24 protein-coding genes are annotated in these 23954 nt (G+C 67.7%); 10 read left to right on the forward strand and 14 right to left on the reverse strand.

The annotated features are described in order from the left end of the window. Window positions 1–32: 32 nt before the first annotated feature. A complete protein-coding gene (locus AC0KUR_RS06155) occupies window positions 33–947 on the reverse strand; it encodes a LysR family transcriptional regulator (protein WP_059556801.1) in 915 nt (304 codons plus the stop codon). A 111-nt stretch (window positions 948–1058) separates the two neighbouring features. Here AC0KUR_RS06155 and lysA point away from each other — a divergent pair, with 111 nt between their 5' ends. Next, entirely contained in the window at window positions 1059–2297 is a 1239-nt protein-coding gene (gene lysA, locus AC0KUR_RS06160) for a diaminopimelate decarboxylase (RefSeq protein WP_473375549.1), read from the forward strand. A 42-nt stretch (window positions 2298–2339) separates the two neighbouring features. Here the strand turns inward: lysA and AC0KUR_RS06165 are convergent, their stop codons facing one another. Continuing rightward, entirely contained in the window at window positions 2340–3227 is an 888-nt protein-coding gene (locus AC0KUR_RS06165) for a DMT family transporter (protein WP_034189380.1), read from the reverse strand. A gap of 126 nt (window positions 3228–3353) precedes the next feature. Between AC0KUR_RS06165 and AC0KUR_RS06170 the strand changes: the two genes are divergently transcribed. Further along, window positions 3354–4814: an aminotransferase-like domain-containing protein gene (locus AC0KUR_RS06170; RefSeq protein ID WP_069706822.1), complete on the forward strand. Its 1461-nt coding sequence runs from the start codon at window positions 3354–3356 to the stop codon at window positions 4812–4814. Between the two features lie 15 nt (window positions 4815–4829). On the opposite strand, the gene AC0KUR_RS06175 is transcribed toward AC0KUR_RS06170, so the two are convergent. After that, the gene (locus AC0KUR_RS06175; RefSeq protein WP_034189518.1) at window positions 4830–5738 is read right to left on the reverse strand and encodes a LysR family transcriptional regulator; all 909 of its coding nucleotides are present in this window, start codon (window positions 5736–5738) and stop codon (window positions 4830–4832) included. Window positions 5739–5915: 177 nt separating this feature from the next. On the opposite strand from AC0KUR_RS06175, the gene AC0KUR_RS06180 reads away from it, so the two are divergent. Beyond that, window positions 5916–6788: an NmrA family NAD(P)-binding protein gene (locus tag AC0KUR_RS06180; protein WP_473375550.1), complete on the forward strand. Its 873-nt coding sequence runs from the start codon at window positions 5916–5918 to the stop codon at window positions 6786–6788. A 45-nt stretch (window positions 6789–6833) separates the two neighbouring features. On the opposite strand, the gene AC0KUR_RS06185 is transcribed toward AC0KUR_RS06180, so the two are convergent. Both AC0KUR_RS06185 and AC0KUR_RS06190 read right to left on the reverse strand, forming a co-directional pair. Next, window positions 6834–8267, reverse strand: a complete 1434-nt coding sequence (locus AC0KUR_RS06185; protein WP_473375551.1) for a nicotinate phosphoribosyltransferase — start codon at window positions 8265–8267, stop codon at window positions 6834–6836. Window positions 8268–8340: 73 nt separating this feature from the next. Beyond that, window positions 8341–9381: a bifunctional nicotinamide-nucleotide adenylyltransferase/Nudix hydroxylase gene (locus AC0KUR_RS06190; protein WP_034189376.1), complete on the reverse strand. Its 1041-nt coding sequence runs from the start codon at window positions 9379–9381 to the stop codon at window positions 8341–8343. A gap of 191 nt (window positions 9382–9572) precedes the next feature. On the opposite strand from AC0KUR_RS06190, the gene AC0KUR_RS06195 reads away from it, so the two are divergent. After that, a complete protein-coding gene (locus AC0KUR_RS06195; protein WP_034189375.1) occupies window positions 9573–10025 on the forward strand; it encodes a type II toxin-antitoxin system RatA family toxin in 453 nt (150 codons plus the stop codon). Window positions 10026–10233: 208 nt separating this feature from the next. On the opposite strand, the gene AC0KUR_RS06200 is transcribed toward AC0KUR_RS06195, so the two are convergent. The 6 genes from AC0KUR_RS06200 to AC0KUR_RS06225 all read right to left on the reverse strand — a co-directional run bounded on the left by AC0KUR_RS06200 (window position 10234) and on the right by AC0KUR_RS06225 (window position 14130). Continuing rightward, window positions 10234–10506, reverse strand: coding sequence for a hypothetical protein (locus tag AC0KUR_RS06200; RefSeq protein WP_226194131.1), 273 nt, complete (start codon window positions 10504–10506; stop codon window positions 10234–10236). A 126-nt stretch (window positions 10507–10632) separates the two neighbouring features. Further along, window positions 10633–11016, reverse strand: a complete 384-nt coding sequence (speD, locus tag AC0KUR_RS06205) for an adenosylmethionine decarboxylase (protein WP_049035595.1) — start codon at window positions 11014–11016, stop codon at window positions 10633–10635. Then, window positions 11013–11162: a hypothetical protein gene (locus AC0KUR_RS06210; protein WP_155291822.1), complete on the reverse strand. Its 150-nt coding sequence runs from the start codon at window positions 11160–11162 to the stop codon at window positions 11013–11015. Before AC0KUR_RS06210 ends, speD begins: the two co-directional genes overlap by 4 nt. Continuing rightward, on the reverse strand, window positions 11159–12667 hold the full coding sequence (locus tag AC0KUR_RS06215) for a DUF4178 domain-containing protein (protein ID WP_473375552.1): 1509 nt from the start codon (window positions 12665–12667) through the stop codon (window positions 11159–11161). Before AC0KUR_RS06215 ends, AC0KUR_RS06210 begins: the two co-directional genes overlap by 4 nt. Before the next feature lie 9 nt (window positions 12668–12676). Then, the gene (locus AC0KUR_RS06220; RefSeq protein WP_473375553.1) at window positions 12677–13717 is read right to left on the reverse strand and encodes an SPFH domain-containing protein; all 1041 of its coding nucleotides are present in this window, start codon (window positions 13715–13717) and stop codon (window positions 12677–12679) included. A 26-nt stretch (window positions 13718–13743) separates the two neighbouring features. Next, on the reverse strand, window positions 13744–14130 hold the full coding sequence (locus AC0KUR_RS06225) for a DUF350 domain-containing protein (RefSeq protein WP_034189370.1): 387 nt from the start codon (window positions 14128–14130) through the stop codon (window positions 13744–13746). Window positions 14131–14251: 121 nt separating this feature from the next. Between AC0KUR_RS06225 and AC0KUR_RS06230 the strand changes: the two genes are divergently transcribed. From AC0KUR_RS06230 to AC0KUR_RS06255, 6 genes are all read left to right on the forward strand, one after another. Then, window positions 14252–15766, forward strand: a complete 1515-nt coding sequence (locus AC0KUR_RS06230; protein ID WP_049033466.1) for a polyamine aminopropyltransferase — start codon at window positions 14252–14254, stop codon at window positions 15764–15766. Further along, window positions 15766–17385 (forward strand): FAD-dependent oxidoreductase, encoded by a 1620-nt coding sequence (locus AC0KUR_RS06235; RefSeq protein ID WP_473375554.1) that lies wholly within the window; start codon window positions 15766–15768, stop codon window positions 17383–17385. Before AC0KUR_RS06230 ends, AC0KUR_RS06235 begins: the two co-directional genes overlap by 1 nt. Window positions 17386–17509: 124 nt before the next feature. Further along, on the forward strand, window positions 17510–18274 hold the full coding sequence (locus AC0KUR_RS06240; protein WP_034189367.1) for an N-acetylmuramoyl-L-alanine amidase family protein: 765 nt from the start codon (window positions 17510–17512) through the stop codon (window positions 18272–18274). Between the two features lie 54 nt (window positions 18275–18328). Further along, complete coding sequence (locus AC0KUR_RS06245) at window positions 18329–18718, forward strand: lysozyme inhibitor LprI family protein (RefSeq protein WP_034189366.1); 390 nt, start codon at window positions 18329–18331, stop codon at window positions 18716–18718. Window positions 18719–18780: 62 nt separating this feature from the next. Continuing rightward, the gene (locus AC0KUR_RS06250; RefSeq protein WP_473375674.1) at window positions 18781–19359 is read left to right on the forward strand and encodes a hypothetical protein; all 579 of its coding nucleotides are present in this window, start codon (window positions 18781–18783) and stop codon (window positions 19357–19359) included. Between the two features lie 50 nt (window positions 19360–19409). Next, on the forward strand, window positions 19410–19937 hold the full coding sequence (locus AC0KUR_RS06255; RefSeq protein WP_049029693.1) for a GNAT family N-acetyltransferase: 528 nt from the start codon (window positions 19410–19412) through the stop codon (window positions 19935–19937). Window positions 19938–19962: 25 nt separating this feature from the next. On the opposite strand, the gene AC0KUR_RS06260 is transcribed toward AC0KUR_RS06255, so the two are convergent. The 3 genes from AC0KUR_RS06260 to AC0KUR_RS06270 form a co-directional block, all read right to left on the reverse strand. Further along, entirely contained in the window at window positions 19963–21309 is a 1347-nt protein-coding gene (locus AC0KUR_RS06260) for a glutamine synthetase family protein (RefSeq protein WP_069706811.1), read from the reverse strand. Between the two features lie 153 nt (window positions 21310–21462). Beyond that, window positions 21463–22020: a helix-turn-helix domain-containing protein gene (locus tag AC0KUR_RS06265; RefSeq protein WP_034189364.1), complete on the reverse strand. Its 558-nt coding sequence runs from the start codon at window positions 22018–22020 to the stop codon at window positions 21463–21465. 16 nt (window positions 22021–22036) lie between these two features. After that, the gene (locus tag AC0KUR_RS06270; protein WP_473375555.1) at window positions 22037–23326 is read right to left on the reverse strand and encodes an NAD(P)/FAD-dependent oxidoreductase; all 1290 of its coding nucleotides are present in this window, start codon (window positions 23324–23326) and stop codon (window positions 22037–22039) included. Between the last annotated feature and the right edge of the window lie 628 nt (window positions 23327–23954).

Here is a 23954-nt window from a genome sequence, read left to right on the forward strand (position 1 = left end):
GATGGCGGCGAAACGCCCATCATACGGGGCCGCTAGCCGAGGTGCGCGGCCAGCCGCCTGCGGATGGCCTTCGCCTCGCCGCGCAGCGCATCGGCGAACGCATCGACGAGCAGATTCTTCGGCCGGTGCTCGGGCACGATCATGCTGACGCGGTACGGAAACGATCGCGTGAGCGGCCGCACGTGCAGGTCGCGCCCGACGAAATCGAGCGCGGTCAGCGGATTGACGATCGCGGCGCCGAGCCCCTGCCGCACGAATGCGCACACCGATACGGCCGACGGCGTGTCGACCACCGAGCGCGGCGCGACGCCGAGTTGCGCGAACGCCTCGTCGATCAGGATGCGGTACGGATCGTTCAGCGACAGGCTCACGAACGGTCGATCGGCGAGATCCAGCAGGTCGATCGCGTCCTGCGCGAGCAGCGGGTGACCGTCGGGCAGCACGCATACTTCATCGACTTCGAGCAGCGGCGTGAGCACGGTGCCGGCCGGCGCGACGTCGTGCTCGGTCAGCCCCAGGTCGTAACGCTGCGCGGTCAGCCACTCTTCGAGCATCGGCGATTCCTGCGTTTCGACCGACAGGCTGACACCCGCATGCGCGCCGTGAAAACGGCGGGCCGCGCCGGGCAGGATCGCGTGCGCAAACGCCGGCAGCGCGATCACCGACAGCTGGCCGTCGCGAAACTCGCGCAGGCGCGCGGCCGTCGCCGCGACGCGTTCGAGCCCCACATACGCGAGCCGCACGTCGTCGAACAGCGTGAGCGCGGCCATCGTCGGCCGCAGCCGGCCATGCGCGCGCTCGAACAGCGCGAAGCCGACGACCTGCTCCATCCGCGCGAGTTCGCGGCTGATCGTCGGCTGCGACGTGTACAGCATCTCGGCCGCGCGCGTCGTGCTGCCGGTGACCATCAGCGCGCGGAATACCTCGATGTGACGGTGCGTGAGCATGACTATCTATATCAGAAATGAATCGAACATCTAAAAACAGGCATTTTACTGTATAGACGATCGGGTGCATCATCCACACTATCCGTTCATTCGATCCGATTCATCCACCATATGTCACTCGATTCCCGCCAGCTCGCGACGCTCGCGCAGCAATACGGCACCCCGCTGTGGGTGTACGACGCCGACGTCATCCGCGACCGCATTGCCCAACTGCGCCAGTTCGACGTGATCCGCTACGCGCAGAAGGCGAACTCGAACGTCCATATCTTGAAGCTGATGCGCGAGGAAGGCGCGTGCGTCGACGCCGTGTCGCTCGGCGAGATCGAACGCAGCCTCGCGGCGGGCTTCAGCCCGGCCGGCGAACCGGAAGGCGTCGTGTTCACGGCCGACCTGATCGACCGCCCGACGCTCGCGGCCGTGCTCAAGCACGGCGTAACCGTCAACGCCGGCTCGCTCGACATGCTCGCGCGCATCGGCGAGCACGCGCCGGGCCACCGCGTGTGGCTGCGCGTCAATCCCGGCTTCGGCCACGGCCACAGCAACAAGACCAACACCGGCGGCCCGCAGAGCAAGCACGGCATCTGGATCGACGACGTGCCGCGCGCGATCGAGATCGTGCGCCAGTACGGGCTGAAGCTCGTCGGCATCCACATGCACATCGGCTCGGGTGTCGACTACGGCCACCTGTCGCAGGTGTGCGATGCGATGGTCGATCTCGTCACGTCGCTCGGCCACGACATCGACGCGATCTCGGCCGGCGGCGGCCTGTCGATCCCGTATCGCGACGGCGAACCGCGCGTCGACGTCGGTCACTACTTCAGCCAGTGGGACGCCGCCCGCAAGCGGATCGAGCGGCACCTCGGCCACCCGGTGCGCATCGAGATCGAACCGGGCCGCTTCCTCGTCGCGGAAGCCGGCACGCTCGTCACCGAAGTGCAGGCCGTGAACCGCCGGCCGAAGCACGATTTCGTGCTGATCGACGCGGGCTTCAACGACCTGATGCGGCCGTCGATGTACGGCAGCTATCACGCGGTGTCCGTGCACGCGCACGACGGCACGCCGCCGGCCGGCCGCCCGGCCGTCGATCTGGCGATCGCGGGCCCGCTGTGCGAATCCGGCGACGTGTTCACGCAGGACGCGGGCGGCGTGGTCACGCACCGCAAGCTGCCGCAGCCGCAGATCGGCGACCTGCTGTTCCTGCACGATGCGGGCGCATACGGCGCGTCGATGTCCTCGAACTACAACAGCCGGCCGCTCGCGCCGGAAGTGCTCGTCGATCACGGCACGCCGCGGCTGATCCGGCGCCGGCAAACGATCGAGGAACTGCTCGCACTCGAGACGTTCGAATAACGCCGCGCATCGCGGGACGGGGCGCGCGCCCGCGCGCCTCGATCACCCCGCGCGCCGCACGGGCGCCATCTTCGAGAAATACTTCGCGCCCGCCACGCAGCCGACCACGACCACCGTCACGACGATCATCGACGGCGGCACCGTTTCGTGCAGCAGGCCGGCCGCCAGCAGGAAACCGAAGAACGGCTGCAGCAACTGCAGCTGGCCGACACCGGCGATCCCGCCGAGCGCGAGCCCGCGATACCAGAACACGAAGCCGATCAGCATGCTGAACAGCGACACGTACGCGAGCCCCCACAACGCGGCGGCATCGACGGCGTCGAACGACGCGGGCCACGTGAACCACGCGAGCGGCCCCATCAGCGGCAGCGACAGCACGAGCGCCCACGAGATCACCTGCCAGCCGCCGAGCTGGCGCGACAGGCGCGCGCCTTCCGCGTAGCCGAGCCCGCACGCGACGATCGCCGCCAGCATCAGCGCATCGCCGACGACCGACGCCTGCCCGCCGTTGCGCAGCGCAAACGCGGCCACCGCGCCGCTGCCGACGATCGAGAAGATCCAGAACGGCAACCGCGGCCGCTCGCCGCCGCGCCATACGCCGAACAACGCGGTTGCCAGCGGCAGCAGGCCGACGAACACGATCGCGTGCGCCGACGTGACATGCTTCAGCGCGAGCGCCGTCAATAACGGAAAACCGACCACGACGCCGAGCGCGACGACGGCCAGCGACACGATCTCGGCACGCGTCGGCCGCCGCTGCTTCAGCACGGCGAGCAGCAGCAGGCCGAGCGCACCGGCGATCGTCGCCCGCGCGAACGTGAGAAACAGCGGATCGAGCCCCTGCACCGCGATACGCGTCGCAGGCAGCGAGCCACTGAAGATGATCACGCCCAGCAGGCCGCTGAGCCATCCGTCGGTCGTCTTTTGCACGGGAAATCCTGAACGGGAAAAGTAGATCACCGATGATCCGCCGCCCGCGAAAAGCGCGTAAGCTACAGCCCAATACAATCCGGACGAACTGTACTGGACAACCGGCCGTACAGTTCATTTTTCGCCATGAGCCAGGTCGCCCCGTCTCCCGTTCCGCCCGCGGCGTCGCGTACACGCGTCGAAACCGTGATGGATACCTTGCACGCACGCATCGCGAGCCGCGCGCTGATGCCCGGCGCACGCGTGCCGTCGATCCGGATGATGGCCGACAGTCTGGGGGTATCGAAATCGACGGTCGTCGATGCGTACGAGCGGCTCGCGAGCGAAGGCGTGCTGATTGCGCGGCGCGGTTCGGGCTTCTACGTGTCGGGCCACGCGCCGCCGCTCGCGCTCGCCGATCTCGGCCCGCGCCTCGATCGCGAACTCGATCCGCTGTGGCTGTCGCGCCAGTCGCTCGAAGCGGCGCCGACCTCGGTGAAGCCCGGCTGCGGCTGGCTGCCGTCGTCGTGGCTGCCGGACGAGAGCCTGCGCCGTGCGCTGCGCGCCGTGTCGCGCGACGACGCCGACGCGCTGACCGACTACGCGACGCCGCTCGGCCTGCCCGCGCTGCGCCAGCAGCTCACATGGCGGCTCGCGCAGCACGGTGTCCATGCAGAGCCCACGCAGATCATGCTGACCGACGGCGGCACGCATGCGCTCGATCTCGTGTGCCGCCTGCTGCTGGAACCCGGCGACACGGTCGTGCTCGACGATCCGTGCTACTTCAATTTCCAGGCGCTGCTGCGCGCGCACCGCGCACGGATCGTCAGCGTCCCGTACACGCCGACCGGTCCCGATCTCGGGCGCTTCGAGCAGGTGCTCGCCGAGCATCGCCCGCGCCTGTACATCACCAACGCGGCGCTGCACAATCCGACCGGCGCGACGCTCGCGCCGCCCGTCGCGCACCGGCTGCTGACGCTCGCGGCCGAGCACGGGCTGCTGATCGTCGAGGACGACATCTTCGCGGATTTCGAAAGCACGCCCGCGCCGCGCCTCGCGGCATTCGACGGGCTGTCGCGCGTCGTGTCGATCGGCAGCTTCTCGAAGACGCTGTCGGCCGCGATCCGCTGCGGCTACGTCGCCGCGCGCCCGGAATGGATCGACGCGCTCGTCGACCTGAAGCTCGCGACGTCGTTCGGCAACGCGCAGATCGGCGCGAACGTGGTGCACCGGCTGCTGATCGACGGCACGTACCGGCGCCATCTCGACAGCCTGCACGCGCGTCTCGCGGATGCGATGGGCGAAACGATCCGGCGCCTCACACGGGCCGGGCTCGGCATCTGGACGGAGCCGCGCGGCGGCCTGTTCGTGTGGGCGGAACTGCCCGACGGGCTCGATGGCGCGCGCGTGGCGCGCCACGCGCTGGATCACGACGTGGTGCTCGCGCCCGGCAACGTGTTCAGTCCGTCGCACGGCGCGACGTCGTACCTGCGCTTCAACGTATCGCGCTGCAAGGGGCCCGCCGTGTTCGATGCGCTTGCGCGGGCGATGGACGCAACGCGTTCGGCGGCGCACGCGATCGCACGGCCGGTTGCCGGCCCGCGTTGACGGCAGGCGGGCACGCTAAGGGCCGGCCGCCACGATCTCCGCGACGAAATCGACGAACGCCCGCACCTTTGCGGGCGGCAGGTGACGCGACGGATAGTAGGCAAACAGCGGAAACGACTCGCCGCGCCAATCCGCGAGCAGCTCGACGAGCCGCCCCTGCTCGATCAGGCCCGCCACCCCGCTCGCCTTGAAACGCGCGACACCCACACCGGCCAGACACGCGCCGAGCATCGTGCCGGCGTCGTTGACGAGCAGCCGGCCCGCCGTCTTGACCGGCACGCGCTTGCGCCCCAGCCGATAGACCCATTCGAGCGGCTGACCGGTCAGCGTATTGCGCATCTGGATGCACGCATGGCCGGCAAGATCGGCCGGCACCACGGGACGGCCGTGCCGCTTCACGTAAGCGGGCGAAGCGACCGTCAGCGCACGGGTTTCCAGCAGTTTGCGCGCCACCAGCGACGACGAGGGCGGCTCGCCGAACCGCACCGCCACGTCGAATCCGTCGGCGACCAGATCGCCGAGTTGCTCGCGCGCCGCCAGTTCCAGCGACAGATCGGGATGGCGCGCCAGGAACGCCGGAAGATGCGGCGCCAGCATCCGCCGCGAGAAATACGCATCGACGTTCACGCGCAACCTGCCGCGCACGGCGGCGGCCGAACCGGCGGCCAGCGTGAGCGCATCGCCGATGCCGGCAAGCAGCGGGCCGATCTCTTCGTACAGCCGGCGCCCTTCGTCCGTCAGCGTGACCGACCGCGTCGTGCGATCGAGCAGCCGCACGCCGACGCGTGCCTCGAGCCGCCCCACGGCCCGGCTGACCCCGGAGGGCGACAAGCCGAGTGCGTCGGCCGCGCGCGCGAAACTGCCGCTTTCGACGATCGCGGCCAACACGCTCACGTTCGCCAGAATTCGCCCGTCGATACCCATGATTTCACTCATGACTCAAGATCACCAATCCAATGACATGAATTCGATTCCATCAGGAATCGCCGATCCCTATCATGCAACCCGATGCATCGCGACGGCAAGTCCGAACGCCGGATGCAGTCCCGGCGCCCGACCGAATCGGTGCGCCCGCTCCCTTCTCGATGAGGATGTCGAACCATGTATGCCATTACCGGTATCACCGGGCAGGTCGGCGGCGCGCTCGCCCGAACGCTGCTCGCCTCCGGCCAAACCGTACGCGCGGTCGCGCGCGCCGCAAACCGCGCCGCACCGTGGGCCGAACGCGGTTGCGAGGTCGCGGTTGCCGACATGACCGACGCCGCCGCGCTGACGGCGGCCTTCGCGAACACGGACGGCGTCTTCGTCCTGCTGCCGCCGTGCTTCGATCCGTCTCCGGGGTTCCCCGAAACGCGCGCCGTCATCGATGCCGTCGGCACGGCGTTGCGGGCGGCGCGTCCGCGCAAGGTCGTCTGCCTGTCGACGATCGGCGCGCAGGCGACACAGGTGAATCTGCTGACGCAGTTGACGATGATCGAGCAGGCATTCGCCGATTTGCCGTTGCCCGTCGCGTTCCTGCGTCCCGCGTGGTTCCTCGAGAATGCCGCCTGGGACGTCACGACCGCCCGGGACGCCGGTGTCGTCCACAGTTTTCTCCAGCCGCTCGACAAACCGGTGCCGATGGTGGCGACCGACGACGTCGGCCGGACCGCGGCCGCGCTGCTGCAGGACGAATGGACCGGCACACGCGTCGTCGAGCTCGAAGGGCCTCGCCGCGTCAGCCCGAACGACCTCGCGGCCGCATTTGCCCGCGTGCTCGGGCGCCCGGTGCACGCCGAAGCCGTGCCGCGCGACACATGGGCGGCGCTGTTCGATGCGCAGCACATGCGTTACCCCGAACCTCGCATGCGCATGCTCGACGGCTTCAACGAGGGCTGGATCGATTTCGAGTCGGCGCGCGCGGATGTCGTTCGAGGCGAAATCGACGCCGACGCCGTGCTGCGCCGGCTCGTCGCCCGCGCCGGCGAAGCGTAAACGGAGCGCCGGCGGGCGCGGCGGCCTTGCCGCGCCCGCCGTCAGTTACGCCTCGCCCGCATGCGCCCGCGCGCGCACCTCGGCAAACGTCGTATCGACGAGCAGCCGCCCCGTATCGAACACGGTCTCGAGCGCGTCGTCCCACTCGCCTTCCAGCATGCGGTCGTCCCACGCGACGGGCAGCGTCACGGTCCGATACTCGCCGGTGCGCCGATTGCGCAGCAGCGTGAGCCGCCCCTGCTTCGAACGCTTGCCCCGGTCGGTGACCGGATCCTTGCGAACGTCGTGCCACACGCCGCCGCGCCGGACCGCCGAGCACTTCATCGCGAAGCGCTGCGTATCGCGGTTCACCTGCTGCAACAGCGCGCCGCCCATGCCGAACACGACGTTGCCGGCCGCATAGCCCGCGTCGTCGAGCGCCGTCAGAATCGCTTCGATCGACGCCTCGTCGACACCGTCGCCCTGAATCACGCGCACGCGATTCAGCACGCGACGCCCCTTGCCGTTTACGGTCGAACCGAACGACGCGTCGAGCGCGCGCACGGTCTGCAGCACGATCGTCACGGGATCGCCCGAATCCGGCCGCACGACGAGCGTCGCCCCCGAATCGATCACGGCCTGCCGCAGTTCGCCGCCCCACAGATCGAGCGCGGCGAACAGATCGTAGGAATCCGACACGACCGACACGATTGCACCGGGCAACCCGAAGCGGCGGATCATGTTGCGATACGCATCGGCCTCGCCGTCACGGCCCCACGACGTGATCGTGCTGTGCTCCGCGGCCGGCACCGAGTACGCGGCCATCGGCTCGCGATAGAAGCGGTTCGCGGCCAGCACGCCGAGCACCGTGTCCGAGCCCATGAAGTTCACGAGGTGTGCGGCGCCGCCGATCGCGGCCGATTCCGCGCTCGATACACCGCGCGCGCCGAAGTCGTGCAGCTTGAACGGCAGTTGCGCGAGATCGTCGTCGGTCTTTTCGAGGAAGCGGCGAATCGTCTGCCGCAGGTGCCAGCTGCGCGTCGCGACCGTCACCGGATACCAGATGCGCAGCAGCATCGTCTCGAGATACGACGCGAGCCAGAACACCCGCGGATCGTCGCATTCGACGGTCATCAGCACGTTGTGCACCGGCACCACCGCGCCCTCGGGCACCGCGCGGATCTTCACCGGCAGGTAGCCGTCGTAGCGTTCGACGATGTAACGCCACCCGGCTTCGTTGAACGGCTCGCCGTGTACCGCGAAGAAATCGCGTGCGTCGTCGATCATCGCGGGCGTGACCGGCTTGCACAGATATTCCTTCAGCAGCATCTGCAGGCCGAAGAACACCGTGCGGTCGTATCGGCCGCCGCGCGATTCGACGTACGAAAACATCGCCGACGCATCGGGCGGATACTGCAGGAAGTGGGAAGCCTTGTAGGAATCCGTATTGAGAATCGGATTGGCGAGAACCGCGGCAAAGCCGCCGGGATCGTTTTGCATGGCTAGAGCTCCTCTAGGCCGTTGAAGTGCCGCCGCGTCTGTCGCGGCGGACGGAATGCGGGGAATCAGCGGATCACAGCTTCCCCAGGAAGTGGTACGCGATGTCGAAGTGATCCTCGAACATCACGTTGCGCATCTGCGCGAACTCGTTGAGCGGCACCCAGCGCGCCTTGTCGGCGTCGTCGCTGCCTTTCACGCGCGGCAGCTCGCCGGTCGGGAAGTTGAACAGGCATGCGTGCGTGATCGTCCGGCCGCGCAGCGAGCGCGTCGGATGATCGAATACCTGGCGATCCTTGATCGAGCCGCGCAGCACGGGCTCGGGCAGTTTGAGGCCGGTTTCCTCGCGCAGCTCGCGGATGCAGGCCGCGTCGAGCCGCTCGTCCTGGTTCACGAACCCGCCCGGCAGTGCCCACAGGCCGCGCCCCGGCTCGCTGCGGCGACGCACCAGCAGGATGTGGCCCGAGTGCACGACCACCGCGTCGACCGTCACGAACGTGACGGGATACGGTGCGGCCGCCCACGCCTTGCGATACGCGGCGATGAATTCGGCTTCCGACTTCAGCTGCGCGAATTCCGGCTGCGTGCGAAAGCGCTCGAGCCAGCCGAACACGGGTTCCGGCACGGCCCACTGCACGAAGCTGTTGGTGCGTTCGGCGAAATACTGGTCGCGGATCTCGGTGGCGGAAATGTCTTCCGTCGCATCGACGTCGACGAGCTCCCATTGCGGGAACATCCGCAGGTAATACGACGTGGCGTCCTTCTCGTGGCCGATCAGCCCGACCTTGCGCTGCGCGACATCGCCGAGCGTGACGGCCACGGCCTCCTGCACCCAGCGCACCCAGTCGCCGTCGTTGTACGTCGAATCCTGCAGCGGCGCGATCGTCACGCGGTCGCGCTCGGACGCGTCGAGCAGCGAAGCCAGCATCTGCCGGCGCTCGTCGAACGAAAACGGATCCTTGATGGTGCGGGGCTTGTCGGTCGACCCGATCAGCACGCACACGCGCTCGGCCCGGCTCAGTGCCGACTTCAGCACGTTCAGGTGACCACGATGCGGAGGCTGGAAACGACCAATGAAAACGAGCGCGTCGAAGCGCCGGTTCTGTTGCGTACTCATGAGGCTCCCTCAAGAGATTGAAACGCTCCGGGTCTGTCCCGAAGGGTTGGAATGAATCCTAGGGGAAATCCCGAGGTGCGTCAATCACACGCAGTCGAGCGCATGCTCGACTTGACGAAGTATGACGAAACGCAGGTTATTGGCGGGGTACACTCGATTGCATCCCAATCCACGCCTTCGCGCCCGCCATCATGAGGATCTCAGTCAGCCGGACCGTCGGCGTCGATCGCAGGCGCCTCTTCACGTGGTCGCAGGATTATGCGCGGCGGCTCGTGTGGGACAGCTTCCTCACCGACGCCTACCTGCTCGACGGGACCACGGCCAACGTGGGCGTCGACGCATTCTGCCGCAGCCAGTCGGGCGCGACGATGGTGTCGCGCTACATCTCGTACCGTCCGCCGCAGGTCGCCGCCGTCGAAATGGTCGAAGGGCCGAAGGTGCTCGAACGCTTCAGCGGCAGCTGGAACTTCACCGAACACACGCCCGGGTCGACCGAGGTGAAGTTCACGTACAACTTCCGCGCGCAGCCGTCCTGGCTGCGCTGGCTGCTCGAACCGCTGATCGGTGCGTTCTATCTCGTGCAGACGCGCCGGCGTCTCGATTCGTTCAAGCGCTGGGCCGAAGCCGAAGCCCTGCCGCACTGACCGCGGGAGCCGCGCACGCGCCCTGTCACGGTATCGACACGAACACGATCCGGGGAGCCCGATAGCCCGAACCGCGTGCGGCAACGTCACATGACGGCTGCGTGACAGCCGTCGGCCCACCTGATGAGGAGATGATCGTGTTCGGCATTTGCGTTGTTCTCACGCCGGCCGCGACCCTGTACAGCGTGTCGACGTTCCGGTTCGACCGCTAGCGCGTCACGAACGCTTCGGTGCCCGATTCGCGGCGCAACGTCACTTCCATTCCGGTCAGCCATCCTGACGATTTCAGGATCGGGCGCGCGATCGCGTACAGGCGGTCGGCGCTGGCGCCATGGAAATACAGGTAACCGTCGTTGCCGTCGCGATGGAGCTCGGTCTCGCCGAGTTCACCGGCCCCCGCCCGCCGCACCGCGCGATCGAGCCGTTGCTCGAGCCGGTGAAGGCGCGCGTCGTCCCTCGCGTCGTAGTCGAAGTGGATCATCACGACCGGCCCGGGCGGTTTTGGCGGCGACTTGTGCGGCAACGTTGCCAACGAAGCAGGCCAGGCAGATCGATGCGGTCATTCCGGTTCTTTTGAGCATGTCGATAACGGTTGGGCAACGCCCTTTCAGGTCAACGCCCCGCCACGCGCCACCTGCTGACGGACCTGCGCGTGCGTGCCGAGCGCCGCGGCGATCGCGTCGACGGCTTCGGCCGCGCGCGCCGCGCCGCACATGAACGCGTCGACGGCCGCGAAGCGATGCTCGGGCCACGTATGGATCGTGATGTGCGATTCGGCGAGCAGCACGACCCCCGTCACGCCGTGCGCGCCGCCGAAGTGATGGAAATGCGCGCCGATCACGCGCGCGCCGGCCCGTTGCGCGGCGTCGGTGAGGATCGCTTCGAGCCGTGCCGCGTCGCGCAGCAACGCCGCGTCGGCGCCGGCCAGGTCGGCCAGCACGTGCGAGCCGAGCGTCGCGCGTGGCGGCTCGATCCCGTCGCGCGCGGTCATTTGTGCGACCCGTACGACGAGTAGCCGCTGCGGGCCGACGAACTGCCCCAGCCGCTGCCGCCCGACCCGCTGCCGCCGATCGATGCGCAGCTGAACAGCGTGACGACGATCAGGCCGTAAATGCCGTAGAGGATGTACCGGATCACGACTGGCCCCCGTCCGACGCAAAACCCTTCCACAGCCATTCCGGCAGCCACAGTACCAGCAGGCCGATCAGCACGTAGACGGTACGGCCGCTGAACGCGAACAGCGATCCCATGTTGAAGATCACGAGCAACGCGCTGAACACCCACGGCAGCGGCGCGAAACTGTGCGGACCCTTTCCGCCGAACAGGCCCGTCGATGCGGCCGCGCCTGAAGCGGCCACCGCCGCCAGCGCCGGCGTACCGAAACGTTCGGCAAGCGCGCTGCCCGACAGCGGCCGTGCGCGCGACCAGACGATTTCCGCGTCGCTGCGCTCGCGCGTCAGCTTGTCCTTCTGCCAGCCATAGTCGACGATCGACGTGCGATCGCCCACCTGCACGCGCCAGTTGAACGCACCGACCACGTAGACGACCTCCGAGTCGTATGCCTCGCGCAGCCGGTAGGTCTTGCCGCCGTCGATCACGTCGGACTCGCCGCCGATCGTCGGCCATTGGTCGAGCACCTGCACGCGCTCCCAGCGCCCTTCGCTCTGCACGAGCCACAGGAAGCCGCGCTTCGGGTTCAGCAGCAGGTATTCGTCCCAGGTCTCGGCGTCGCCCGGCACGCGGCACCGCATCATGCCGATCACCGTGTACTTCACGCCGTCGAACGTGCCGATCGCGCCGAGCTCCAGCGCGCCCTTCACCGCATCGAGCTTGCGCTGCGCGGCGAACACGGTCTGCTGCTCGGCCGTGCATTGCACGCCCGCGTGGCAACTGCCGCACACGACGTAGTCGGCCACGTTCGGCAGATACGTCAGCGGCGCGCCGCAGCTCGGGCACGCGAACGGCACCATCTCCGCGCCGCGCTTCTCGCGCGTGTCGTGTTCGGTATCGCGCAGCCCGGTGAATGCGAGCGCATCGAATTCCAGCGCTTCGCCCGTATAGACGGCCGGACTGCCGCCGTTCGAATCGGCGTCGGAATAGTCGTAGGTCGCGAATGCATTGCCGGTCCGCAGGTCGACGACGCGCGCCTCCCAGCCGGCGTCGACGCGAAACGGCAATTCGCCGTCGCCGCCCGTGCAACGCGCGGTACGCACGTCGGACACGAGATACGCCCGGCCGCCGTGGTCGATCCGCATGCCCGGCTCGAGCGTGCCGAACGCGGGCCACGCGCCGCCGGATGCATCGTCGGGCTCGCGCACCGTGATCGCGTACTGGCCCGACGCATCCGACAGCCAGCCGAACGCGCCGTCGTCGAACACGACGTACCACTCGCTCCACGCGCCGGCGTCGTAGGTCATCTGGATGCGGCCGAGCACCGTGAACGCACGCTTGCCGTAGCGCCCGGCCGTACCGATCTGGATCGGCGACGCATCGTCGATCACGGTAGCCAGCTTGCCGATCCGCTCGACGTCGGCGCCGCGCTTGAGCAGCGTGCTGCGGCAGAACGCGCAGACGGCCATCACGGCCGCCGCCGAGCGAAACTCGACCGGCGCGCCGCACTGGGGGCACGAGGTACTGAACATGCGCGATGCTTACCGGGTGAGCTTCGCGAGGATCTCGGCCTTCGCGCGCGAATATTCGTCTTCGGTCACGAGGCCCTTGTCGAACAGCGCCTTCAGCTGCTCGAGCCGCTGCACGTAGTCGGTGCCCTCTGCCGGCGCGGCACCCGCCGGCACCGCGGCGGGCGCGGGCGGTGCGGGCGGCGCCGGTTGCGCGGCGCCCGCGATCTGGCCGGCCATCGCCTGCCCGATCGCCGCGCCGGCGGCCAGGCCCGCACCGACCCCGGCGATGCCGCCCGGGTTCTGCGCGGCGAGCGGAATCGCCTGCGCCGTCTGGTATTGCGTGGCGCGTGCGAGATCGCCGGCCATCCCCGCGCCGATCCGCAGGTCGAGCGCCTTCTGCAGCTCGGCCGGCAGCGACACGCTTTCCACCGCGAACGCGTCGAGCGCGAGCCCGTAGCGCGTGAACACCGGCACCAGCGCCTCGGCCACGCGCTGCGACAGCAGCGACTGGTTCGCGGCCATGTCGACGAACGGCACGTCGGCCGAGCCGAACGTCGTGCTCATCGCGGTGACGACCAGGTTGCGCAACTGCTGCTCGAGATCGTCGACCGTGTACTGCGCACGCGTGCCGCTCACCTCGCGGTGGAACGCGGCCGCGTCGACGATCCGGTACGAGTAGATCCCGAACGCACGCAGTTGCACGAAGCCGAACTCGCGATCGCGGATCGTCACCGGCTGCGCGGTGCCCCAGCGACGGCCGAGCTGCAAGCGCGTGCTGAAGAAGTAGACATCGGACTTGAAAGGCGATTGAAAGAACTTGTCCCAGTTCTTCAGGTACGTCAGCACCGGCAGCGTATTCGTTTCCAGCGTGTACAACCCCGGCTGGAACACGTCGGCCACCTTGCCTTCGTTGACGAAGATCGCGACCTGCGTTTCGCGCACGGTCAGCTTGCCGCCGTACTGGATCTCCTGGTCTTCCATCGGGTAGCGCCAGGCCAGCACGCCGTCGGTGTCTTCCGTCCATTGCAGGACGTCGATGAACTGCTTACGGATGAATGAACCCAGACTCATGTCGGTCTCCTCGGACGCGTGGCGCGTCAGGTCAGGCAGGCGGCATTGATGATGCCGACGACGAGCGACGCGGTGCCCATCAGGCCGCCCATCGCGATGTTGCGATCCTCGATCGCATGATTCATGCCGGGCATCAGGCGCGTCAGCGCCGCATAGGTGATCAGTTGCACGATCATCGCGCCAACGGCCCAGACCACGACTTCGCCAAGCGTCGAGTTGTGCGCGATGCTGGATGCGAGCGTCAGACAGAAACCGATCAGCGCGCCGCCGAACGACAGCGTCGCGGCCGCGTTGCCGTCGCGGATCAGCGCCAGTTCGTCGAACGGGGTGACCTTCAGGTACACTGCCGCGAACACAAGAAGCAGCACGAACGCCGACAGCAAATGAACCGCATAGAGATAGGCACTATTCATTCTTTCCCTCGGATTTTGTGCTCGGTTCGCCGCCCCGTCGCCGGCCGGCCCGCGCGGGGCCAGCGGTCAAAATTCCGCGCCAGTATATCCACATTGCCGATCGCTGCACAACGGACGCGCCATGCTGCATAAGCGCGCGCTCGTCCTGTCGATTCTCGTGCTCGCGTCGTGCGGGCTCGGCTACGAACTGATCAGCAGCGCGCTGTCGAGCTACCTGCTCGGCGATTCGATCCTGCAGTTCTCGTCGGTGATCGGCTGCTACCTGTTCGCGATGGGGATCGGCTCGTGGCTCGCGAAGTTCGTCGAGGACGACGACGTGCTCGACCGCTTCGTCGATATCGAGCTGCTCGTCGGCCTGCTCGGCGGCGTGTCGGCCGCGCTGCTGTTCGCGGTATTCGCGTGGCTCGCCGCGCCGTTCCGCGCGGCGCTCTACGCGCTCGTGCTCGCGCTCGGCCTGCTGATCGGGATGGAGATCCCGCTCGTGATGCGTGCGTTCCAGCAGCGGCGCCAGGCGTTCCGTCATACCGTCAGCGAAGTGCTGACCTTCGACTACCTCGGCTCGCTCGCCGTGTCGCTGATCTTTCCGCTCGTGCTCGCGCCGCGCCTCGGCCTGCTGCGCACGAGCTTCCTGTTCGGCCTCCTGAACGCATGCGTCGCGCTGTGGACGACACACCTGTTCCGCGACGAGATCCGCAACGTGCGCGGCAAGCTGATGCGCGCGTCGCTCGTGATCGGGCTGCTCGTCGCCGGCTTCGCCCTGTCGGACCGCATCACGCACTGGGCCGAGCACGGCGTGTACGGCGACGAGACGATCTATTCGGAAACGACGCCGTACCAGCGCATCGTGCTCACGCAGTGGCACGACGACCTGCGGCTGTACCTGAACGGCAACCTGCAGTTCTCGTCGCGCGACGAGCATCGCTATCACGAAGCGCTGATCCATCCGGCGATCGAGGCGCTGCCGTGGGCGAAGCGCGTGCTCGTGCTTGGCGGCGGCGACGGGCTCGCCGTGCGCGAACTGCTCAAGCATCGCAACCTCGAACAGATCACGCTCGTCGATCTCGACCCCGCGATGACGAAACTGTTCTCGACGTCCGCGCCGCTCGTCAGGCTGAACCAGGGCTCGCTGAAGGATCCGCGCGTGCGCGTGATCAACGACGATGCGGTACGCTGGCTCGAATCGAACGCCGACGTGTACGACGCGATCGTCGTCGACTTTCCCGATCCGACCAACTTCGGGCTCGGCCGCCTGTATTCGGTGCCGGTGTTCCGCCTGCTTGCGCGCCACCTGTCGGAGAACGGCTATGCGGTGATCCAGTCGACGTCGCCGTACTTCGCGCCGCACGCGTACTGGACCATCATCGCGACCCTGCACGAAGCCGGGCTCAACACGTGGCCGTACCACTGCTACGTGCCGTCGTTCGGCGACTGGGGCTTCGTGATCGCCGGCAAGCGCCGCGACTTCACGGTGCCGACGCGTTACTCGGTGCCGACCCGCTGGCTCGATGCGCAGACGGCCGCCGAGATGTTCCACTTCCCGGCCGACATGCCGGCGCTGCCGATGTCGCCGAACGAACTCAACGACCAGCCGCTCGTGCGCCGCTTCGACGACGACTGGAAACACGTGCTGCGCTGATGGACCGCCGCACGTTCCTCCTTGCGTCGGCGGCCGCGTCGCTCGCCGCATGCGGCCGCACCGGCTGGATCGAGACGACGCCGCGCGTCGGCTACCCCGGCATGCGCGAAGGCCACGCGTTGCGCGATCATGCCGCGCTGCCGCCGCCGTCGGGCACGATCGACACGGATGTCGCGATCCTCGGCGCCGGCGCGGCCGGACTGTCGTGCGCATGGCAGCTCGCCCGCGCGGGCCACAAGCGCTTCACGGTGCTCGCGGGGCCCGAATTCGGCGGCAATGCGGCCGGCGGGCGCTTCGGCGAACTCGGCTATCCTAAAGGCGCGCACTACCTGCCGTTGCCGTCGCTCGAATCCACGCATCTGCGCGACATGCTCGCCGATCTCGGCGTGATCGAATCCGCGCCGTTCTCCGCCCGCCCGGTGTACGACGAACGCGCGCTCGTCCATGCGCCGGACGAGCGGCTCTTCATCGCCGGCCAGTGGCAGGACGGCATCGTGCCGACCGCCGGCCTCGACCCCGACGCGCTCGCGCAGCAGGCGAAGTTCTTCGCGTACACGGACGGCCTGCGCACCGCGCGCGGCGCCGACGGCCGCAAGGTGTTCTGCATCCCGCTCGCGGAATCGTCGCGCGACCCGCGCTGGCGCGCGCTCGACCGGCGTTCGTTCCGCCAGTGGCTGCTCGACGAGGGCTACACCGCGAAGGCGCTGCACTGGTACCTGAACTACTGCTGTCGCGACGACTACGGCGCGGGCTACGAGCATGTATCGGCCTGGGCCGGCCTCCACTATTTCTCGTCGCGCGGCGGCCATGCGGGCGATGCGGGCGACGGCGCGGTGCTGACCTGGCCCGACGGGCTGCACACGATGGTGACGAAGCTGGGCGATTCGATCACCGCACGCACCGGCTCGAACGCGTGGTCGCGGGAAGGGTTCGCGGTGCGCGCGACCGAGCGCGCGGGCGGCGTCGACGTGCTGTGCGCGCGTCTGGGCGAGCACGGCACGCTGTCGACGTTCACGCTGAAAGCGCGGCGCGTCGTCTGCGCGATGCCGCTGTTCGTCGCGGCGCGCGTGTTTCCGCAGCTTGCCGCGTATGGCTTCGAACCCGCGCGCGACCTGCCGCCGCGCGCGCCCTGGCTCGTCTCCAACTTCCTGCTCGACGGCATGCCGGCCGAAGCGGCCGGTGTGCCGCTCGCGTGGGACAACGTCGTCTACGACGGCGCGGGGCTCGGCTATGTCGTGTCGACCCACCAGCTGATCCGGATGTCGCCGCCGACGCGTTCGGTGTTCTCCGCCTATCAGGCGTTGAGTTCGCAAACGCCCGACGACACGCGCCGCTGGCTTGCCGAGGCCAAGCCTGATGCGTTGCGCGAACAGGCCGCGATCGACCTGCAGGCCGTCTACGGACGCGAACTCTGGAAGCATGCGACGGCACTGGAAATCACCGTGCGCGGCCACGCGATGGCGATACCCGACGTCGGCTTTCTGAGCCGGCCGGGCCTGCTCGCGCTGCGCGACGCCGACGGCCCCGTCGTGTTCGCGCATGCCGACCTGTCCGGGCTGTCGCTGTTCGAGGAAGCGTCGTACTGGGGCATGCTCGCGGCCCGGCGCATGCTCGCCTGACCACCGCCGTTCGTCATTGCGGCGCCGCCGCCAAAGGCTATAATCGCGCGACATTCCGACTGCATCGAGCAGGCCGACGGTGCCGCACCGTGCGACGCACCGTATGCCCTCCGCGACAACAACAATGACGAACCGAATCCATCGACGCCTTCGCCCGTTCGTGCGCGCCGCCGCGCGCGTGCTCGCGTGCGTCCCGCTGCTCGGCGCGCCGCCCGCGCTGCATGCGGCCGGCACCGCAGGCACCACCGGCACCGAGGCGGCCTCCGGGCGCTACATCGTCGTCGACACCGGCCATACGCCCGCGCACCCCGGCTCCACCGGTGCGAGCGGCCGCGTCGAATACCTGTACAACCTCGACCTGTCCGGCGCGGTCGCCGACAGGCTCGCCGCGCACGGCGACCGCGTGCTGCGCACGTCGGCCGACGGCCGCGAGATCAAGCTCGATCAGCGCTCGACGCAGGCGCCGGATGCGAACCTGTTCGTGTCGATCCATCACGACTCGATGCAGCAGCAGTTCATCGACGCGGGCCGGCAGCGCGAATTCCGCGGCTTCTCGGTGTTCGTGTCGGAACGCAATCCGCGCTACGCGGAAAGCCTGCGTTGCGCGAAGGCGATCGCCGAACGCCTGGTCGCGGCCGGCGAACGGCCGTCGCTGTATCACGCGCAGCCGATCCGCGGCGAAAACCGCCCGCTGATCGACCCGTCACTCGGCATCCACCGCTTCGACGATCTCGTCGTGCTGCGCACCGCGCCGATTCCGGCCGTGCTCGTCGAAGCCGGCGTGATCGTCAATCCGGACGAAGAGGCACGGCTCGCGCGGCGCGAGACGATCCAGCGCCTGTCCGCCGCGATCGCGGGCGGGATCGACGCGTGCACGACGCTGCAATAAATGACGGGTTCGCCCGTCGGGTTCAACGGTTTTCACCCAGTCAGGAGCATCACGATGAAAAAGAAGACGCTGTTCGCATCCTGCGCGCTGCTCGCGCTCGCCGTTCCGTTCGCCGCACAGGCGGCTGGCTGCGGGAAGCCGCGCAGCGCGTTCGACCAGGTGTACTGCACCAGCACGCAGTTCTCGCAATCCGATCGCGATCTCAACGACGAGTACGGTCGCCTGCGCAAGCAACTGAGCGGCGACCAGCAGGCCGCGCTGAAGGCCGGCCAGCTCGCGTGGCTGAAGCAGCGCGATGCACAGTGCAGCGAAACGCGCAACAACAGCTACCTCGTGGATATCCAGTGCGCGAACGACATGACGCAGTCGCGGCTGTCGTTCCTGCGCGAGCGTGAGCGCGAATGCTCGAGCACGGGGTGCGTGACGTCGAAGCTCGGCGAGTAAGCTCGTCGGACGCGGTGTGCCGCCGTGCAGGTCGCGGCACGCCGCCTTTGGAAGACACGACGATGCGGCATGAATTCTCCGAAGTCCTCAACGACCTGATCGACTGTTTCCTCGTCGGCGATCTTCTGCTGCTGAAGCGCTACAAGGAAACACATCGGCTGCCGGACGACGTCGCGTTCGCGTTCACGACCGGCGACAGCGGCGACAACGCCGTGCTCGAAGGCGTCGTCATTCCGCTGGCCGGTATCGAGAACCATCCGTATACGGTCATCTTCACGCTGGACGACGACACGCCCGAACTGCTGAAGGCGGGAAGCCGTCTGCAGCATCGGCGCGGCGGATACGTGCTACGCGTCGAACACCGTTCGGTGATGCTTTACACGTGGCGCATTCTCGAACGCTTCAACGACGAATCGGTGAACGCGCTGCTGGCGCGTTATCGCGAACCGGGCCGGCCCGTGATCGACCTCGACAACGGCTGGTACGACGTCGAAGTCCTCGGTGGCGAAGTGCCGCGCAACGGCTGGTACGAACCCGCGTTCGAGTTCGTGCTGAAGAAAACCGACACGCCGAGCGACGCGTCACACGTGGATCTCGGCTACAGTTTCGCCATCGACAGCAGCCTGGATCCGGCGGAATGAATTCCGTGCAGGGCAACGCTGCGCACGGCACACGATCAGGCGAGGTACGCATGGCACCGAACACGACGACGATCGACATCCGCGCCGCCACCGCCGCCGATGCGCCCGCCATTGCCGGCATCCACGTCGCATCCTGGCAAGCGACCTACACGGACATCATGCCGGCTCCGTTCCTCGCCGGCCTGTCGATCGAAAAGCGCACGGCCGGGTGGCGTTATGCACTCGACGCAGGACGGCCGTGCGTCGCGCTTGCGCTCTCGGGAAACGCGTTGACGGGCTGGATCGCCTACGGTCCGACCCGCGACACCGACAAGGATCGCGCGTGGGGCGAAATCGAAGCGATCTATCTGCATCCGTCGCATTGCGGGCAAGGCATCGGCGCGGCGCTGGTCGATCATGCGTGCCGGTCGCTGCATGATGCCGGCCATGCCTGGGTGTCGCTGTGGGTACTGATCAAGAACCGCCGGGCCAGGGCATTCTACGAACGCGAAGGCTTCGTCGCCGAAGACGACATCAAGACGTTCGAGATCGACGGGACGCCGATCGAGGAGGTGCGCTACTGGCGCGCGCTTCCCTGACCGGCTCTAGCCGCCGGCACGGCCGTCAAAGAAACCACCGATACTCCCGCGCGCCGATTTCATTGCGAAAATCCAGCTCTTCCTGCCGCTTGTTTTCGCAATACACCATCACGAACTCGCTGCCGAGCCCTTCGCGTACGGCCGGATGATCCTGCATCGCGGCGACGGCCGACAGCATCTCCTTCGGGAAATCGATCCCGCTGCCGCGATCCTCGTTGAGCGGCGCGATCGGTTCGATCCGCGCGTCGAGCCCGTGTTCCATCCCTGACAGGATCGCCGCGAGCACCAGATACGGATTCGCATCCGCGCTCGCGAGCCGGTGTTCGATCCGCAGGTTGCGGGCATCCGACTCCGGAATCCGGATGCATGCATCGCGATCCTCGAAGCCCCAGCTTGCGCGGCTCGCCGCATTCACCATCGACCCGTAGCGCCGGAACGCGTTGTGATTCGGCGCGAACACGGGCATGCAGTGCGGCAGCAGCGCGAGGCAGCCGGCCACCGCATGCCGCAACGGCCGCTGCCCGTCCGCCGCGAGCAGGTTGCGCCCCGCGTCGTCGTACAGGCTCACGTGCACGTGCATCCCGCTGCCCGGCGCATGCAGGTACGGCTTGCCCATGAAGCTCGCGCGATAGCCGTGCTGCAACGCGACGCCGCGCGTGCTGCGGCAGAACAGCGCCGACCAGTCGGCCGCGCGCAGCGCGTCGTCGGTGTGGCCGAAATTGATCTCGAACTGGCCGGGCCCGAGCTCGGCGGTGATCACGGTCGCGTCGACACCCTGCTCGCGCGCGGCATCGACCATCTCGTGCAGCACGTCGGAAAAGCGCGACAGGCGCTCGATATGCATGTTCGGCTGATCGTCGCGGTCGTCGCTCAACCGGTCGCGCGGATACTGCGGCATCCCTTCCGCCAGCTGCGCGGCGAACAGGTAGAACTCGAGCTCGAACGCGACGACAGGCCGGATGCCGCGCGCCGCGAACCGCCGCAGCACGCGCGCAAGCACCTCGCGCGGCTCGAACTCGATCGGCGCATCGGTGCCGTCGGAACTGATCAGCATCTGCGCGAGCGGCTGCCGCTCCCAGCGCACCGGCTTCAGCGTGCCGGGAATCAAGCGGCGCGGCGCGTCGGGATCGCCGTCGTTGAAGCAGTAGTCGCCGATCTTGTAGAGGCCGCCCTGCGTGCCGAGCAGCACGCAGTTCTGCGGCAGCTTAAGCAGCGAACCGGCCGCGACCTTTTCGAGCGCATCGATCGGGTAACGCTTGCCGTAGAAGTGCCCTGGCAGATCGAGGCAGATCAGGTCGACATAACGGATTTCGGGGTGCGCCTGCCGGAACGCGCGGACTTCATCGACCAGCGCGGGAACGACGTCAGCCATGTCTCATCCTTTCCATGTCCTGGTATGGCGGTGCCGCGACGCGGCGAACCGGATTCGCTCGGCACGCGTGATCCTGCACGCCGCATTTCAATCAGTACTGCAAACAGGCTGCGTGGCGCGGCGGCCTGTGACACCGCGTGCCCCGCCGGCCACTCAGGTGAATACCCAGATCACGCGCGTCGGCACGTCGGTCAGGTTGGCGTAACGGAAGCGCTTGTGCGCGGGCAACTGGAATGCGTCGTTCGGGCCGAGCGTGACCGGCGTGTCGTCGCCGTCGATCCAGATCGTCAGCTCTCCTTCCAGCACGAAACCGCCCTGCTCGTCGCTGTCGTCGACCGGCCGCTCGCCGCTGCTCGCGCCCGGCGCGAGATGGCTCTCGAGGATCGAGAAGCGCGAGCGCATGTTCGGCGACACGAGAATATCGGTGATGCCGGCCGCGTAATACACGGTGCGCCGTTCGTCGGGCCGCGTGACCCACGGCACGCTGCGCGGCTTGCTCAGACTGTAGAAGTACGTGGTCGGCACGCCGAGCGCCTCGCCGATCGCGGTGAGATCCGCGACCGTCGGGCGCGACAGCCCGCGCTCGACCTGCGACAGAAAGCCGACCGAGCGGCCGATCCGTTCGGCCAGATCGTTGAGCGTGACCTTGCGGTGCTTGCGCAGGTCGCGGATCAGGATCGCCAGACTTTCTATCTCTTCCTGTTCGTTCATGACGGGTTCCGGTGGGTCAGACGGTATCGCGCAAACGGTACCAGGCCTTGCCGATCGCTTCCAGCGGTGCGGCGAGCCGGTCGCCGCCGGGAAAACGCGGGTTGCGGATGCGCTGGTACTGCGCGAGCAGGCGTTCGTCGCCGAGCACGGCGTCGGCCACCGCGCGCGCGCCGGCCAGCGTCGGCAGCACGCCGTGCCCCGAGAAGCCCTGCAGCCAGAAACGCTGCCCGTGTCGGCCGATGTCCGGCGTGCGGCGCATGCTGATGTCGATATGGCCGCCCCATGCGTAGTCGAGCGGCACGCCGGCCAGTTGCGGGAACACGCGTTCGAAGTGCGGCCGCGTCGCCGCCGCGATATCGGCCGGAATTCCGCCGAGATACGTGCAGCCGCCACCGAACAGCAACCGGTTGTCGGGGCTCAGGCGGAAGTAGTCGGGCACGAACTGGTTGTCGATCACGCAACTGTTCTGCGGCAGCAGCGCACGCGCGACGTCGGGTGCGAGCGGCGCGGTCGCGACCTGGTACGTGCCGACCGGCAGCAGCCGGCGCGCAAGCTCGCGATCGAGGCGGTCGACGTAGGCGTTGCATGCCAGCACGAGTACGTCGGCACGCACTTCGCCGCGTAACGTGCGCGCGACGTGGCCGCCGGCCGTCTCGCGGCAGTCGAGCACGCGGCTCTGCTCGAAGATACGGCCGCCCGCGCGCTCGATCGTCTGTGCGAGGCCGAGCGCGAGCTTCAGCGGATTCAGGTGGCCGGCCTCGGGATCGTGGAGCGCGGCGAGATAACGCTTGCCGCCGATCCATTCGGGCAGCTCGTCACGGCCGATCACCCGCAACCGGTCGTAGCCCCAGCGCTCGGCCGCCTCGTCGCGCGCCTGCGCAAGCATCGCGACGCGACGCGGCCGTACGGCCGCCCACAGGCTGCCCGGCCGGTAGTCGATGTCGAAACCGTGCCGCGCCGGCAGTTCGCGCACCTCGGCCGCCGCCCAGCGCATGCTGTCCCACAGCAGGCGCGCGCCGTCGCGGCCGAGCGAATCCTCGAGCGGCTGCATGTCGCACGACCAGCCCAGCAGCGCCTGCCCGCCGTTGCGCCCCGACGCCGCCCACGCGACGCGGCTCGCTTCGAGTACGGCCACGCGCTTGCCGGCCAGCGCCAGGCGCAACGCCGTATGCAGCCCGCTGAAGCCCGCGCCGACGACGAGCACGTCGGCATCGATGCGTTCGTCCAGTGCGGGACGATGCGGGATCGGCGCCGGGTAGGTGCCGGCGTAGTAGCTTGCGACGTGACGGTCGGACTGCACGAACATGCGCGCTCCCGTGAAAATTACGCCGATAAATTTCATGAAAAATTAGCACGGCAATTTCACGGAAGCAAGCGAGCGGAAACCCGGTCGGATGAACCGGCATGGCTGTCGAGATGCATCCAACTTGGATTTTTTTCCTTCAAATCGGAACTTGCAAGGACCCACGCCGGCTGCGAACGCCCGCGAATGTTTCTCAATAAAACAATAGCTTGAAGAGGTCGCCACACGCCCTCGGCGCTACAGCGTGATCGACCACCGACCGATGCACCGGCTGCTGCGCGCTGAAGTCGCGTATGGGCGACTGTTGACTGCATCAAGCCGGCGTTTCCTTACTCCGCCGCCCGCTCGTGCAATGCAGCGGTACACACCTGACCAGGAGTGCACGCGTACAGAACTCGGAATTCCCTATGGCTACCACAGACTTTTCGGCGCCATGTTAATTATGTCAAATTAATCTGACACGCTGACCTTTCATTTGATGCCAGGTTGACGATCACGCATCCGGCACTTTGTCGCGTTTATAAGACAAAGACACCGTGTCAGGGGCCTTCTTAGGCCGCTCAGGTTGCGAACACCGGCGTGTTCGCTCCAAAGCACCCACTCGACTGAAATCGGTTTCAACGAGAATTTA

The sequence above is a fragment of the Burkholderia sp. YHN3-13 genome (assembly GCF_055810675.1).

Coding starts and splice junctions, on each gene's coding strand:
- speD (WP_049035595.1), bottom strand. CDS start 11,016: ATGACCGCGCGCGACGGGATCGAGCCGCCACGCGCGACGCTCGGCTCG.
- lysA (WP_473375549.1), top strand. CDS start 1,059: ATGTCACTCGATTCCCGCCAGCTCGCGACGCTCGCGCAGCAATACGGC.
- AC0KUR_RS06270 (WP_473375555.1), bottom strand. CDS start 23,326: ATGTTCGTGCAGTCCGACCGTCACGTCGCAAGCTACTACGCCGGCACC.
- AC0KUR_RS06175 (WP_034189518.1), bottom strand. CDS start 5,738: ATGGGTATCGACGGGCGAATTCTGGCGAACGTGAGCGTGTTGGCCGCG.
- AC0KUR_RS06265 (WP_034189364.1), bottom strand. CDS start 22,020: ATGAACGAACAGGAAGAGATAGAAAGTCTGGCGATCCTGATCCGCGAC.
- AC0KUR_RS06190 (WP_034189376.1), bottom strand. CDS start 9,381: ATGAGTACGCAACAGAACCGGCGCTTCGACGCGCTCGTTTTCATTGGT.
- AC0KUR_RS06200 (WP_226194131.1), bottom strand. CDS start 10,506: ATGATCCACTTCGACTACGACGCGAGGGACGACGCGCGCCTTCACCGG.
- AC0KUR_RS06235 (WP_473375554.1), top strand. CDS start 15,766: ATGGACCGCCGCACGTTCCTCCTTGCGTCGGCGGCCGCGTCGCTCGCC.
- AC0KUR_RS06220 (WP_473375553.1), bottom strand. CDS start 13,717: ATGAGTCTGGGTTCATTCATCCGTAAGCAGTTCATCGACGTCCTGCAA.
- AC0KUR_RS06195 (WP_034189375.1), top strand. CDS start 9,573: ATGAGGATCTCAGTCAGCCGGACCGTCGGCGTCGATCGCAGGCGCCTC.
- AC0KUR_RS06185 (WP_473375551.1), bottom strand. CDS start 8,267: ATGCAAAACGATCCCGGCGGCTTTGCCGCGGTTCTCGCCAATCCGATT.
- AC0KUR_RS06155 (WP_059556801.1), bottom strand. CDS start 947: ATGCTCACGCACCGTCACATCGAGGTATTCCGCGCGCTGATGGTCACC.
- AC0KUR_RS06240 (WP_034189367.1), top strand. CDS start 17,510: ATGACGAACCGAATCCATCGACGCCTTCGCCCGTTCGTGCGCGCCGCC.
- AC0KUR_RS06230 (WP_049033466.1), top strand. CDS start 14,252: ATGCTGCATAAGCGCGCGCTCGTCCTGTCGATTCTCGTGCTCGCGTCG.
- AC0KUR_RS06180 (WP_473375550.1), top strand. CDS start 5,916: ATGTATGCCATTACCGGTATCACCGGGCAGGTCGGCGGCGCGCTCGCC.
- AC0KUR_RS06245 (WP_034189366.1), top strand. CDS start 18,329: ATGAAAAAGAAGACGCTGTTCGCATCCTGCGCGCTGCTCGCGCTCGCC.
- AC0KUR_RS06250 (WP_473375674.1), top strand. CDS start 18,781: ATGCGGCATGAATTCTCCGAAGTCCTCAACGACCTGATCGACTGTTTC.
- AC0KUR_RS06225 (WP_034189370.1), bottom strand. CDS start 14,130: ATGAATAGTGCCTATCTCTATGCGGTTCATTTGCTGTCGGCGTTCGTG.
- AC0KUR_RS06260 (WP_069706811.1), bottom strand. CDS start 21,309: ATGGCTGACGTCGTTCCCGCGCTGGTCGATGAAGTCCGCGCGTTCCGG.
- AC0KUR_RS06255 (WP_049029693.1), top strand. CDS start 19,410: ATGGCACCGAACACGACGACGATCGACATCCGCGCCGCCACCGCCGCC.
- AC0KUR_RS06170 (WP_069706822.1), top strand. CDS start 3,354: ATGAGCCAGGTCGCCCCGTCTCCCGTTCCGCCCGCGGCGTCGCGTACA.
- AC0KUR_RS06215 (WP_473375552.1), bottom strand. CDS start 12,667: ATGTTCAGTACCTCGTGCCCCCAGTGCGGCGCGCCGGTCGAGTTTCGC.